Source organism: Runella sp. CRIBMP, from assembly GCF_009905605.1.
Classification (GTDB): Bacteria; Bacteroidota; Bacteroidia; order Cytophagales; family Spirosomataceae; genus Runella.
The window spans coordinates 177,684-191,567 of the sequence record NZ_JAAAKZ010000004.1; the positions used below are offsets into that span (position 1 = coordinate 177,684).

Below are 13,884 nucleotides of genomic sequence, written 5' to 3' on the forward strand. Positions count from 1 at the left end.
CAGGGATTTTCAATTGGCAAAATATTAGAAAAAAACGGTACACTCAAACCTACGGAAATTAAACTAAAAAGTATTTGAATACAGAAGAAGAGGTTATTAATGGGAGGGCAAACAAAAACCCCGCACAGTGGCGGGGCTTGCATCTATAATAGAAGGGTTTAGTGTAATCAGTTTTTATCGAGTGCAATGATACTTTCGGTTTCATAAGTCCCGCTTTCAGTACGTAAATTATAGACGTGAGTTACGGTACGTACTGCGTGTTGAATAACGCTAATTTCGGCCGTCACAAAACGCCCCGACACGGCATCCCTCACAAAAACCCAATCACCAACTTGCAGTTGGTTGATTTTTTTTCGACCCGTTAAGGTCAGAAGTGGGTGCTTGGCGGTTGCTTCTAGCGCAATCAGGCCATCGCGCACTTTGGCGCTTACCCACGCTTGTCCGTGTGGCTTGATGAGCAACCGAGTGAGGGTAAAACGGCCTTTGTGGGTCTCAATTTTCGTTACTTTTCCTTGAAAAATACCCGATAACATTTCGCCTTCCGTAATTGAGGAAATTTGCTTTTCGCTCCCGTCGGCTAAATTGACGAAGGTCTCGGCAGAAAAACAAAAATCGTTGGGGTCTTTTACTTCGGCTGAAGTGGAGTCAGGGGTACTTTCGGTTTTAAGTTGAGACAACATGTAGGCTACACAAACCGCAAAGCCATTTGCCATGGTATTTCCAACCTTTAAATCGCTCATGTATTGATTCCAAACCTCTTTGGGAGCAAGTTGATTGGGAATGTACACTTTGATTTGTTTGCCCTGCGCGCTAAAAACGGCAAGTGTCCCAATCCCGTTCATGGCGGCTCCTTCCGAAATTTTATACAAATAAATTTTTCGTTCGATACCATCATTCAAATTGAATTCAAACAGTCCGTCGGCTCCTTCGGGGCGGTCAAAAACATAGCCTTTTTCGCGGATGTACGTATGTTTCTCGACACTTTTAAGGGAAAGTGCTTTGACTTTGGCGTATTCGTCCAGCGTAATGGCGCGCATGTTGCTTTGGGCCAATACACTTGTACAAGCCGCCAAGAATAAAATAATAATGGATTTCATCGCAGAGGGATTAGCTGACAGATTTGGCAAATGCCTCCTTAAATGCTTTCATTTCGTCCATTGTACCAATACTAACGCGGCACCAGTTCTGTTGGTCAAAAAACCAACTGCGTACACTTACGCCTTCAGCCATCATTTTTTGGAGCAATACCTGCCCTTTTACTTTGATGGGAAACAAAACAAAGTTGGCCGATGAAGGTAAATAAGTATAATCCATTGACTTGAGCGTATCATAAAGGAATTTTTTCGACTCTGCGGTGTTTTTCAAGACCATTTCCTGAAATGCTTTGTCTTTGAAGCTCGCAATGGCTGCTGCTGCTGAAGTGGTTGAAACGGTAAAGCCACCCGAACAATACTTGCGTAATTCTTTCAAGGTAGCGGGTTGACCGAGCGCGTAGCCGATTCTAAGCCCTGCAAAGCCGTGGAGTTTAGAGAGAGTTCTTAAGATTAATACATTTTGACCTTTGCGAACGTGCTCAACCATACTGTCGGTGGCAGGGTTTGGAGCATAATCAATGTAGGCTTCGTCGACCAATACAGTTGATTTTGGCGAAGCAGCCTCGCAGAATGAGCTCAGCTTTGCCGAAGGTAGCATTACTCCCGTAGGATTGTTTGGATTACAGATATAAATCAAACTTGTATCCGCACTTAAGCGCGTGTCCATGGCGTCCAAATCATATTGATAGTCTTTGGTCAACGGGACTTTTATGGTAGGCATGGTGGCACCGTCTTCACGGGCATCGCGGCCCGAGATGTAGCAAGTTTCGGCCATCATCACTTTTCCTTTCGCCCCAGCCATCAGCAGACTTGCCATGAGGAGTTCGGAAGAGCCCGCCCCCAACAATACTTGGTCGGGAGAAACTCCATTCATTTCGGCAATTGCTTTTCGCAATTCCATCGTCACAGGTCCCGCATAAAGAAAGGATTTGGGAGCGGTGTCGGAAATGGCCTTGATGGCTGCCGTAGAAGGCCCCCACGGGTTTTCGTTGGAAGAAAGCCGGGCTTTGATTTGCGGAGCTGCCGCCAGCATCGCTTCGTGTGCCAATTCGAGTTCACGCTCCGCATAAACATCCAAGATTCCCTGGGTAAAAACAGGGGCTGCATTGACGGGATTTGTCTGTCCGATAGTTAAGCCGGCAGAAGCAAGTAATCCTGACTTGAGCCAATCACGACGGTTGAGATTTGAGGACATAGGAGTAATGGATAAGATGAACGGTTTGTTTGCAGGGAGGAAAATGATTGTTCTCGCTTGGCAACGATGAGCAATTTGGTATAAAAATAAAGTGTAATTGTTTCAATTTAAATTATCTTACTTGATAATCGTTAAAAATTGGAAAAAGATAATTTATAACGATATTTTAAAGATGTATTAATAAACAAAAAATATAGTAAAAATCAATATTATGAACAAAAATACATAAAAATAGAACTAAATAAAATGAATTAATCAAAATTTATACATTTTACTTCAAAAATTAAAAGTAAGTAATTTTCATGAGTAATTTAATTAAGTAGCGTGTTTTGTTAAAAAACAAGAATAATATTTTGTATAATCTAAGAAATAATTGTTTTTTTCTCATAAAATCAAAGAAATACAAAAAAATATAGAGTATACGTTTGGTAATTTGTAATCAACGACATACTTTCGAGTCATAATTACAAAAAAAGTACAATTTACTACTTATTAATATTCTTCTTTAGCCGCACTTGTAGAGGAATATTAATCCGAGAAAAGAACCCTAAAGAAGAATAACTCTTAGCTCGAAACGGTGTCTGCCTTCAAAAGCTGCTGCCAAATCTTAACCTAAACACATTTAAAAAAACTGTCATAATTAAAAAGAACTTAACGGCTCATCATCCTGCTGTTATTGATTTCTTAAACGATAAAGGAGGAAATGTCCTCTTGCTTGGCCACGCTTGCCCGACTATAACGATTGTGGGTGCTTATGCGGCCTGTACCGACAAATTCGGTATGGTCGGTGCGTAGCGTGAAGTGCAATTATTACTAACACTAATCAACCAAACTATTACCAGATGAAAAGACTTCTACTATTTTCTGCTCTGTTGGCAATAAGCTGGGCAGGATATGCCCAGCGGATGGTCACAGGTACAGTAACCTCCAAAGATGAAGGTGTTTTGCCAGGGGTAAACGTTCTTCTCAAAGGTTCACGGACGGGTGTTGCCACTGACGGAACTGGTACTTTTAAAATAGCGGTTCCAGACGACAACGCTGTATTGGTATTCAGTTTTATCGGTTATGGAATACAAGAAGTACCCGTGGGCGCTCGCTCTACCGTAACAATCGAAATGTTGCCTGATGTAAAAGCACTTCAGGAAGTTGTCGTTACGGCTTTTGGTATTGAAAAAGAAAAGAAAGCCTTAGGTTATACGGTACAGGAAGTAAAAGGGTCACAAATCGTGGAAGCCCGCTCCAATAACGTGGTCAACAACTTAGCTGGCCGAGTGGCTGGGGTGCGTGTTCAGAGTAACGGTGGGCCGGGTAGCGGCTCAACGGTACAAATTCGGGGCGCATCTTCGGTATCAGGAAACAACCAACCCTTGGTTGTGATTGACGGTGTACCCATCGACCAAAGTACGTCCAGTTCAATGACCAGTGGTGAAAAGCAATTTGGCGGTGGTTTGTCGGAGGTAAGTCCTGACAACATCAAAGACATCAGCGTATTGAAAGGGCCTAACGCCGCCGCGCTATACGGCTCACGGGCGGCCAACGGGGTGATTTTGATTACCACCAAAAACGGTGCGGGTACCAAAGGAATTGGCGTGGAAGTAAACTCCAACATTACCTTTGAACGTCCTTTGGTAAAGCCTGATTTTCAGGATATGTATGGCGGTGGAAATGGCTACCGCACTTGGTATTCAGATGGTTGGTCGGGTGCCATCACGGGCGCTGCAATCCCTCAGTACCGAGCGGCTTACGGTCCTACGGCACCCTTGTTTGGTACAGACGGAACTGACGAAAGCTGGGGCGCACCCTTAGACGGCCGTTTGGTTCGTCATTGGTGGTCGGGCACTGAAGTAGCACCACTTACTCCTCAGCCCAACAACTGGGAGGAATACTGGGAAACAGGTCAGACGCGTACCAACAACGTTGCGCTTTCGGGCGGAAACGATAAAGGTAATTTTCGTCTTTCGATTGGTCGTATGGGTCAAGAAGGGATTATGCGTAGTAACGATTTTTACCGCAACAACTTCAAACTTAATACGGGCTACAACTTTACCCCTAAACTTAACGTAACACTTTCGGCCGAATACATCAAATCGGGTTCTAAAAACCGTGGGTATCAAGAAGGTCAGCAGTTTATTTGGTCGCACCGCCACGTATCGTGGGAGCAACACAAAAACTACGATGACTATACCGCTACGCACATTCAGCGCGCACTTCCAGGTCGTTTACCAGATAGCGATCCGCCAAACTGGCAGCACACCTTCTTTACAAACCCTTTCTTCATCAACGATAAGTTGCCATTGGGCAACGTGAAGGACCGTTTGGTAGGTAACATCGCCTTGAATTATAAAATTACGCCCTATTTGAGCCTGATGGCGCGTTCAGGAACGGATTTTTGGTCAGATACGCGTATCAATATTATCAACTTTGAGCGCGTTCGTAACGGAAACCGTACGCCAGGTCAATATTCAGAAGAAGTATTGCGGGCGCAAGAAACCAACTCAGACGCTATCTTGACGTTCAATAAAACGGTTGCAAAAGACTTTTCAATTACTTCCCAATTCGGAGGAATTCTTCGTCAAAATTACTACAAGCGTAACTTTACCCGGGTGGGAGAATTGGTGGTTGACGGTCTTTACAACCTCTCAAACTCAGTACCAAGCCTTAATACGGTAGAAAGTCGGATTGAAAAAACGGAAATGCAGTCACTCTTTGGAACTTTTCAAGTGGGCTGGCGCAATGCATTATTCTTAGACTTGACGGCCCGTAATGACTGGTCAAGTACGCTTCCTGCCGATGCTCGTTCTTATTTCTATCCTTCGGCTTCGGTAAGTGCGGTTTTTACCGATTTGCTTAACATTCAGAGTTCTATCCTGACTTTCGGTAAAGTGCGTGCCAGCTGGGCGCAAGTTGGAAACGACGCCCGTCCTTATCAGTTGAATCAGGTGTATCGTTCGGGCGGTGCGTGGAACGGCTCTACGCCACAATACTTCGAAAATACAACCATTCCTAACTCAGGCTTGAAGCCTGAAATCACGACAGGTATTGAATTTGGGATGGATTTGCGCTTTTTGCGTGGCAAAGTAGGCTTAGATCTTACTTACTACAACCAAACTTCACGCAACCAAATCCTCGGCGTTGAAATTTCAAAAGCAAGTGGATACAACAACCGTATTCTTAACGCGGGAGAAATTGAAAACAAAGGATTGGAAATTGTATTGAGCGGTACGCCTTTCAAAGCAGCGAATGGCTTCACTTGGGATGTTGCGGTCAATTATGCCCGTAACCGAAACAAAGTAATTGCCTTGGCCGACGGACTGACCACTTTGATTTTGCACCAGCAGCGCGGCCTTAACTCCGAGGCACGCGTAGGAGAGGCTTATGGAACTCTATTTGGTATTGGATTTGAACGCAGCCCCGATGGCCAGATTATCTACAGCAACGGTTTACCAGTTGTGTCCACAACACCACGTATTTTGGGTAATATTCAGCCCAAATGGACGGGTGGTTTGAGCAACACCTTTACTTACAAAGGCGTTTCACTCTCGGCTTTGGTAGATGTACGCATTGGCGGTGACTTCTTCGACGAAGGTACTGGTACCGCCCGTTGGACGGGTCAGTACGAAGAAACGGCCGTGGGTCGTGAAGAGGGTATCATCGGAAAAGGCGTGAAAGTGGTAAGCACAAACGCCGATGGTTCAGCTGTTTATGCGCCAAATGACATCATCGTAGCCGCCAATCAATTGTATGGATATAACAACCCACGTCGCTATCACGAAGCCGTTATCTACGACGGAAGCTACGTAAAACTGCGCGAAATGACGCTAGGATACAGCATTCCTGAGGCATTGTTGAAAAAATACATGATTCGTACCGTGAAGTTCTCGGTGGTAGGTCGCAACTTGGCGATTTTGTTCAGCAACCACACCCACATTGATCCAGAAGTAGACCGTTTCGGTGGAAACCGCCAGGGGTTTGCTTATGGAGAGTTGCCCAACTCACGGAGTTTAGGATTTAACTTGACTTTTGGATTCTAGCATCCGTTAAGGCAGGGCCTTACGGTACTTGCCTTAACGTTCATCAAGGTTTAATCAAAAAGACTTATACTATGAAAAAATACATACTACTTTCTTTGGCACTGATTCTTACGGCAACCTCGTGTACGAGTGAGTTTGACGAGATGAACGTAGACCCCAACAACCCCACCAAAATCAGCGCCCAGTACCTGCTGCCTTATGCCCTTGAGCGCTCCATTGACCGTTATTGGGGAGGTAGAACCCGTTTTGAGCGTCTTAACCTCGACGGAGCCATGCTCTGGATGCAGTATTTGTCGCGCAATATTTATTCAAATGAAGGAGATAACTACGGTATTTCGCCGGCAATGCAGAACAACAACTGGCAGGGCTTCTTCAATGATGGCTTGGTAAATTATCAGCGTATCATTACCGAAACTGGGCCCGAGGGAAATGCTCCCAATGCCAATTATGAAGGCGTGGCACTTGTGATGCGTTCGTGGTTGTTTTCGGTGATGACCGATATGTGGGGCGCGATTCCTTACAGTGAAGCATTGAAAGGAACCTCGGCTGAACCTAACTATTCGCCTGCCTACGACTCACAGGAAAAAGTTTATGAAGGCCTGTTGAATGACTTAAAAATTGCCAACGAAAAATTGAACCCCGCTGGTCCTGCTATCCTTGGCGACATTGTCCACAACGGAAACATCATGCGTTGGAAGCGCTTTGCTAACTCACTGAGATTGCGTTTGGCCAACCGTCAGGCCGCAAAAAAACCAGCTGAGTCGCGGGCTATTATGCGGGAGATTCTTAGCGACCCCGTTAAATTCCCCATCATTACGGCCAACGCCGACAATACCGTTTTGCGCAGTACTTCTGTTTTGCCAAGCAACAACGAATGGCACCAAGTGTTGATTCAGGAAAGCCGTACCGACTGGAACATTAGCAGCACTTTGGCCGATAAAATGAACAGCCTGAATGATACCCGTATCACGGTTTATGCAACACCCGTAGGCGGTAAATACGTTGGTCACGCCAACGGCTTACCCGATGCCATCGCTACCACTTACCTCGCAACAAGTTCAGGAGTGGGAACGGCCTTTACCCGTATTGATGCCCCAAGCGTACTCATGACGGCTTCGGAAGTAAACCTTATTTTGGCCGAAGCCGTACTCGACGGCGAGATCACCACGGGTACTGCCAAAGGTTATTTTGAGGCAGGCATTACCGCTTCTTTTGAACAATTTGGACTAACGGTACCTGCTACCTATTTTGCGACGGTGGGTGAAGTAACCCGCGAAAAAGTGTTGGAGCAGAAATGGTTAGCGCTTTATGGAGTTGGTATTGAGGCATGGACGGAGTACCGTCGTACGGGTTTTCCGGTATTGCCAGCCAAAGACCCACGCGCCGTGTTTGAAAACGATGGCGTATTACCTACCCGTTTACCGTATCCTGGAAGTGAATACTCGCTTAATAAGGCAAGTTTAGACAAAGGAATCGCCCTCAATGGAGGTGCCGATAACATGAAAACGAAGCTTTGGTGGGTAGAGAAATAATCGTAATTTCACATTGATATTTAATCTTTAACAAATACAAACAAACATTCAAACCAATGAGCCAGAAAATTGACCGCCGCAGTCTTTTAAAATCAGGTTTTATGACCCTCGGAGGGATTGCCGCCATGCCCGCTATCGGTGCATTTGCCAACGTTCCCTCGCGCGTAGATGCAAATGGTAACATTTTTCACAGTCCTTTATTGCGGGAGACATTCTTGGAAAATCCTCCAAAGACTCCTCCCACCATGATTCGTATCAATGCCAACGAAAACCCTTACGGCCCGCCAATGAGTGCTCGTAAAGCTGTAGCAGAATCAGTGGCAACAGGTAGCCGTTATTCATGGAAAGAACTGGAAAACCTCGTAAGCAAAATCGCGAAGAAAGAAGGCGTCACTCCTGACCATATCATGATGGGCCCTGGTTCATCAGATTTGTTGGAGAAAGTAGCCCTTGTATTGTTTGCTAAAGGGGGAAATGTTGTTTCGGCCGATCCAACCTATATGTCACTTGTAAAAGTAGCCGAAGCTACTGGTGCCTCTTGGAAAGCCGTTCCTTGCAAAGGCGACTGGTCGCATGACCTGAAAGCCATGGAAGCCGCCATCGACAAAGACACCAAGCTTGTCTATATCTGTAATCCTAATAACCCAATGGGAAGTATCACATCGGGCAAAGAATTGTTGGATTTCTGTTCACGAGTAGCCGACAGAGTGCCTATTTTTGTGGACGAAGCTTATCTAGAACTTGCCGTGGGTGCCGATACCCAAAGCATGGTATCCTTGCTTAGCCAGAAGAAAAACGTCATCATTGCCCGTACGTTCTCAAAAATCATGGGTATGGCAGGTTTGCGCGTTGGATACATCGCAGCATTGCCTTCAACGCTTGACAATATTCAGAAAATTACGCGTGGCGGGATGGGTATTACTCAAACCTCAATTGCCGCAGCGGTAGCAAGTATGGACGACAATGAGTTTCAGGATACTACCCGTAAGCTCAACCATGAAGTAAAAACCTACCTCTGCAAAAACCTCGACCGTATGGGTTATAAGCACGTAACTTCTTACACCAACTTCGTGATATTCCCCATTAATATGCCTGGCAAAGAAATGCTCCAAAAAATGATGGCCAAAGGAATCATGGTGCGCGGTTATGAGATTCAGGGAAAACCCTGGTGCCGCGTAAGTATGGGTACAATGGACGAAATTAAGCAGTTTGTCAGCGCATTAGAAGCTATTAGTTAATTAGGAGTGAGTAGGCAGGAGTCAGTAGGAAATGGTTTCATTCTCACTACTGACTCCCCACTACTGATTCCTCACTACTCCCTGAAATTATGAGTGACGCTCTACAAAAAGCATTTACTTTATTGTTATTGATTGTTTTGGGTTTGATTTTGCGTTCCAAATTCAAAAACAAACAACAAACCGACGGAATCAAGGAAATGGTGCTTTCGGTAGCCCTTCCTTCCACCATTTTTATTGCGTTAATGAAGGTAAACGTTGATTCTAAGCTGATTATCGTTCCGGCATTGACCTTAGTTTTTAACTTTTTTATGTATTTTGTTACGCCCGTTGCCTTGGCTTTCTTTGGCGTAGAAAAAAACAGCTCTACTGGTCGTACACTCATCATGTTGCTTCCTTCGCTGGCCCCGGGCTTGTCTTGCTTTCCCTTTATTGCAGAGTTTTTGGGTGAAGAAAGTGTGGCAATGGCGGCGTTGGGCGATGTTGGAAACAAGTTTTTTGTCTTGATATTTTTGTACGTGATTGCCTTGAATATGTTTCTCAAAAATGCCAAAACAGAAGAGACAAATATCGGAGATAAAATCAAGGCTCTTTTGGTCAATTTGGCCAAAGAACCCATCAACATCATTATTGCTTCGGCCCTTATTTTGTTGAGTTTCGGCGTGAGTTTTAAATCATTGCCCGTCATTATTGCTGATATGTTTGACAAAACCAGTGCAATGATGACACCATTGGTACTGATATTCATCGGATTGGCGGTTCAGCTGAAACAAAAAAAGAAGAGATTGATTAGCTCGATGCTGATGTTTAGAGCGGGTATCACCATGTTGTTTAGTGCTGCAGTGATTGCCGTACTGGGAATAAAAGAACCTACAATGGTGCTGTTGGCGGTAGCTATTCCTTTGAGTTCAGCGAGCTTTTGGCCTTTTGCTCACATTTCAGCGTTCAATTTGCGAGAAGAAGCTTCGGGCTTACCCAAAGAACGCCGCACGTTTGATGCCGAATTGGCCGTATTGGTTCTGGCGTTTTCTTTGCCATTTTCAACATTACTGATTCTTGGAATTTTATCAGCAGGTACATTTTTTGCCGATTTACCTACACTCATTATCACTGGACTCCTTTTTATGGGTATCGGCGTAGTCCCCAACCTGATTGGAAAATCAATTATGAAGTTTTCAAAAGCCTAAAATCTAATTGGCTCAATTTACCATTGTTGCTTTTGCACTTAATCAACAAACACTAAAACCTAATGAAATTATGAAGACTGCAAAAATATTCCTTTTTGTCGCCGTGGCCTTAGCCGCAGCCTCTTGTAAAGTGGATGATCCATTTGTAGACCGCGTGGTTGCACCCGTTCTGTTGGTGTTTGATAATGCCATTGGCGATGGCGGCGGTTTTACCACCGAGCCGACAGTTACCTCAAAAGCAACGGGTACGGCTACCGTAAGTGTTCGGATTCTTGAATTAGACAAAACCAATATTCTTGACTATAAAAAAGGAATAGATTCTATTCCAGTAACTGGCCTAGCGTTGTCGCTTACGACACGTGCAGGTGTTAAAATTGCTGACTTGACAACCGATGCCAACGGTCGGGCCATGGTGACCAAAACTTGGGCTGAGTTTGGTGTAGCGGCTCCAAAGGCGGGTTCGATTGTTTCGCTTACGCTGACGGGTAAATATAAAGAGCAATCTTTCTCGAAACTGGCTCGTTTGCAGGCAGTTAATTAAATGTCAGGCTGCCGTAGTGCAGCGCTTAAACTAGAATAATCTGAGTAAATGGTGTCGCTGGATTGGAGAGAGTAAAGTGGTCAATATCAACAAACTATTCGATCTTAAACTTAATTCCTGATACCAAACTCATTTTAGAGTATATATTATTGGTGGGTTTGAATAATCAATGATTGAGTCGACACAGCCGAGGCATTCGCTTCGGCTGTGTTTTTTTATCCCTATTCGCCGAGCCAAGTTTTAAAGTCGCTGGCTTTTTCCCGGCCCACAATCGCTTCTTCGTCAAAAGCGGGTGTCAATTGGATTTTAAGTTTGCTGTTGAAGTACAAATGCACTTTTTCGATGGCATTGGCAGAAGCGATGACTTGACGATTTAACCGAAAAAAATGACGAGGATTCAGTTCTCCGAAAATTTCATCTAACGTATAATCTACCAAGTAATCGCGCCCTTCAAACGATTTGGCAAAGCTCATTTTGTTTCGGGTGTAGAAATAAGCGATTTCTTTGGTAGTCAGGGAAAACATTTTCTGGCCTTGTTTGATCAAAAACCGCTCCCGATACACCGGCGCTGACGTGGTGGCCATGTTTGAAAGTAGTTTTTTGATGGAAAGCTGAATTTCGCTTGGCTCCTTCAAAAAAGTTTCTTTGAGGTAGTTTAGTTTGTTTAGCGCCCTGCTCAACTCTTCGGCCTTGATGGGTTTGAGGAGGTAATCTATGCTGTTGACCTTAAAGGCTTTAAGGGCAAATTCGTCGTAGGCAGTAGTAAAAATAACTGGACTTTGGACGGTTATGTGATTGAAAATTTCAAAACTTTGCCCGTCGGCCAATTCAATATCTAGCAGGATTAAATCGGGTGCGGGATGGGCCTGAAGCCACGCTACGGTATCTTCGATACTGGTCAAAATGGCCAAAATAAAGGCCGTAGGCTCAACCTCCAGCACCAGTCGCTGCAATTTTCTGGCGGTTAGTTCTTCGTCTTCTACAATTAAAATGTTCATGTCATAATCCTCCGTACGTCACGGAGGTGTTTGAAGGGTTGATGAGTGGGACTTTTACCTGAAAAATATGCTCCGTTTGGCGAACAACCACGTGAGGTTGGCCGAGCAGGCTATACTTGGATGAAATATTGGCTAACCCCGTTTTATCAGAAGGCAGACTTTTGGATTTGACCTGTAAGTTGTTAACCACAAATAAATCATTGGAGTCGTCGGCGTAAATGGTGATTTTTAGGGGTTGATGACTCAAAATTGCATTGTGTTTTACGGCATTTTCGACCAATAATTGTAAAGTAAGTGGCGGAATCAAATAAGACAATTTGGCGGTTGGTATGTCTTTTATCAATCGGAGTCCATTGCCAAAGCGCGTTTGGAGCAAATGAAAATAGGCATCAATGAAGTTTAGTTCGTTTTCGAGCGTGGTGAGCGGCTGGTCGTTGTTTTGCAATAAATACCGATACACCGACGACAATTCTTCGATAAATCGCTCTGCTTTTTTGGGATCTTCGGCCACCAATGACGACAGCGTACTCAGGTTGTTAAACAAAAAATGGGGCTGAATTTGGGATTTAAGCGAATCCAACTGCGTTTGCAGGTTTTCTTTTTTGAGGCGCTCCGCTTCATAATAGGTTTTCCACCATTGTTTGTAGAGATAGATTGCCTCGTAAATGGCTAAAATCGGTAATAGCATCACCAGACCGAAAATAATGTTGAAAATATACCGTTGCGTTGTAAAATGATATCCCCAGAACTTAGTTGTACTGTAAAATAATGAGAAGGTAAATCGAATACCGATGGTAATGATGAACGTCCAAAACAACAAAAAGGCGATTCGGGTACGGGTAAGTTTGATGCCCGGATACTTATTTCTGGACTTGATAATCACCAGTCGATTTAATTCCCAAAGCACGATGATGGCAAAGACTGAATGAATGATTTCTGAATGAAGGTCAATTCGGTGAAAAGCATTTCCTTCGTGGTAAATCACCAATGCCACCAGCGTAATGATGGGTACACCGATGATTCTGAGCCATTTATCGTTAAGTTTTGTCATTGAAAAAGTCGGTCCTGCGAGAGAAAAAGTGATTTAATCCATGGTTAATAGAATCAATTTCCAGTCATTTTTATCCTTTATCCATACCCGCAAATAGCTGGTCGTTTTGTTGGAATGGGTTACGCTTCCGTACACGTATGCAAAATCACCAGCTTTTGAGATTCCGCCATTTAATGCCTTTAATGTAGCTTGGTTCGACCATTCTGAAAGTTCTTCCAACACTCGCTTTTGAGTAATAACGGGGCTTTTTCCTGGTAAATTGAAATGAGCATAAGGATGAATATAGGACGAAAGACTACGCCATCCTTGGGTTACAATCGTCTGATTGATAGCTTTTTCCAGGGTCATTATTTCGTCGTAGTTAGCATTCACAAAGGATTGTTGGAGGGAGATTTCGTTTACGGTCGAAACCGGCGGGTGCGTTTCGGTATATGAATTTCCCAAATCTATCAAAAGTTTAAATTCGCCCGAGTTATTTTTTTTCCAAATTGAAGAAAAATTGCCGCGTGCAATGACCGAATCTTTAGGCGTTGCCCTGACGGTATACGGTCCAGTATTCAAGCCCAAATCGCCCGAAGCGCTGATGACAGAAAACGAAGGTTCCCAAAACAAGACGGGAGATTTGGCAGGGGCGTTTTGGTAAAATTCCATCCCGTTGAGCACTTTTCCTTGGTTAAACACCACACCTGTGCTATCAAGAAATCTGAGAAAACCTTCTTTGATGGAATGCGTGGACGTATACGCCGCAAATTGTTTCTCGGAATCAATGAGTTTTTGAATTGGTTTTTGGGCGTGGGAAGTGCCGAAAACCAATCCCATCAACAGGTTGGCAAGCGTTAAGTGACGTAGTGGTTTCATGCAGTTTAGCTGTGTTTTTTTTCCAAAATTCTTAATTCCACCTGAGACAAAAAATGGACATCTCTCTGAACTGTTGTTTTTTCAGTCCGAAGTGACAGAGAAGGCTAAGCGCTTGAAATAGTCGCGGTAAAGTGCGAATTTAGAGCGATAAAAGTGCAGAAC

General features: G+C 44.2%; 10 protein-coding genes. 5 read left to right on the forward strand and 5 right to left on the reverse strand.

Annotated features, from left to right (window positions below; all coding sequences use genetic code 11):
- Positions 1-167: 167 nt before the first annotated feature.
- Positions 168-1,097 (reverse strand): hypothetical protein, encoded by a 930-nt coding sequence (locus GVN20_RS14025; protein ID WP_166558944.1) that lies wholly within the window; start codon positions 1,095-1,097, stop codon positions 168-170.
- A 10-nt stretch (positions 1,098-1,107) separates the two neighbouring features.
- Positions 1,108-2,289, reverse strand: a complete 1,182-nt coding sequence (locus tag GVN20_RS14030; protein ID WP_166558945.1) for a histidinol-phosphate transaminase — start codon at positions 2,287-2,289, stop codon at positions 1,108-1,110.
- A gap of 842 nt (positions 2,290-3,131) precedes the next feature.
- On the opposite strand from GVN20_RS14030, the gene GVN20_RS14035 reads away from it, so the two are divergent.
- The 5 genes from GVN20_RS14035 (at position 3,132) to GVN20_RS14055 (ending at position 10,815) form a co-directional block, all read left to right on the forward strand.
- Positions 3,132-6,320, forward strand: coding sequence for a SusC/RagA family TonB-linked outer membrane protein (locus GVN20_RS14035; protein ID WP_166558946.1), 3,189 nt, complete (start codon positions 3,132-3,134; stop codon positions 6,318-6,320).
- A gap of 71 nt (positions 6,321-6,391) precedes the next feature.
- A complete protein-coding gene (locus GVN20_RS14040; protein WP_166558947.1) occupies positions 6,392-7,852 on the forward strand; it encodes a SusD/RagB family nutrient-binding outer membrane lipoprotein in 1,461 nt (486 codons plus the stop codon).
- A 56-nt stretch (positions 7,853-7,908) separates the two neighbouring features.
- Entirely contained in the window at positions 7,909-9,090 is a 1,182-nt protein-coding gene (locus GVN20_RS14045) for a histidinol-phosphate transaminase (RefSeq protein WP_166558948.1), read from the forward strand.
- Between the two features lie 89 nt (positions 9,091-9,179).
- Positions 9,180-10,274, forward strand: a complete 1,095-nt coding sequence (locus GVN20_RS14050; RefSeq protein ID WP_166558949.1) for a hypothetical protein — start codon at positions 9,180-9,182, stop codon at positions 10,272-10,274.
- 70 nt (positions 10,275-10,344) lie between these two features.
- Complete coding sequence (locus tag GVN20_RS14055; RefSeq protein WP_166558950.1) at positions 10,345-10,815, forward strand: hypothetical protein; 471 nt, start codon at positions 10,345-10,347, stop codon at positions 10,813-10,815.
- A 221-nt stretch (positions 10,816-11,036) separates the two neighbouring features.
- Here GVN20_RS14055 and GVN20_RS14060 read toward each other — a convergent pair whose 3' ends face one another.
- The 3 genes from GVN20_RS14060 to GVN20_RS14070 are packed head-to-tail and all read right to left on the reverse strand — an operon-like array spanning position 11,037 to position 13,722.
- On the reverse strand, positions 11,037-11,813 hold the full coding sequence (locus tag GVN20_RS14060) for a LytTR family DNA-binding domain-containing protein (protein WP_166558951.1): 777 nt from the start codon (positions 11,811-11,813) through the stop codon (positions 11,037-11,039).
- Between the two features lies 1 nt (position 11,814).
- Positions 11,815-12,864: a sensor histidine kinase gene (locus GVN20_RS14065; protein WP_166558952.1), complete on the reverse strand. Its 1,050-nt coding sequence runs from the start codon at positions 12,862-12,864 to the stop codon at positions 11,815-11,817.
- A gap of 33 nt (positions 12,865-12,897) precedes the next feature.
- A complete protein-coding gene (locus tag GVN20_RS14070) occupies positions 12,898-13,722 on the reverse strand; it encodes a DUF4440 domain-containing protein (RefSeq protein WP_166558953.1) in 825 nt (274 codons plus the stop codon).
- Positions 13,723-13,884: the final 162 nt, after the last annotated feature.

Coding starts and splice junctions, on each gene's coding strand:
- GVN20_RS14035 (WP_166558946.1), top strand. CDS start 3,132: ATGAAAAGACTTCTACTATTTTCTGCTCTGTTGGCAATAAGCTGGGCA.
- GVN20_RS14055 (WP_166558950.1), top strand. CDS start 10,345: ATGAAGACTGCAAAAATATTCCTTTTTGTCGCCGTGGCCTTAGCCGCA.
- GVN20_RS14045 (WP_166558948.1), top strand. CDS start 7,909: ATGAGCCAGAAAATTGACCGCCGCAGTCTTTTAAAATCAGGTTTTATG.
- GVN20_RS14060 (WP_166558951.1), bottom strand. CDS start 11,813: ATGAACATTTTAATTGTAGAAGACGAAGAACTAACCGCCAGAAAATTG.
- GVN20_RS14065 (WP_166558952.1), bottom strand. CDS start 12,864: ATGACAAAACTTAACGATAAATGGCTCAGAATCATCGGTGTACCCATC.
- GVN20_RS14025 (WP_166558944.1), bottom strand. CDS start 1,097: ATGAAATCCATTATTATTTTATTCTTGGCGGCTTGTACAAGTGTATTG.
- GVN20_RS14070 (WP_166558953.1), bottom strand. CDS start 13,722: ATGAAACCACTACGTCACTTAACGCTTGCCAACCTGTTGATGGGATTG.
- GVN20_RS14050 (WP_166558949.1), top strand. CDS start 9,180: ATGAGTGACGCTCTACAAAAAGCATTTACTTTATTGTTATTGATTGTT.
- GVN20_RS14030 (WP_166558945.1), bottom strand. CDS start 2,289: ATGTCCTCAAATCTCAACCGTCGTGATTGGCTCAAGTCAGGATTACTT.
- GVN20_RS14040 (WP_166558947.1), top strand. CDS start 6,392: ATGAAAAAATACATACTACTTTCTTTGGCACTGATTCTTACGGCAACC.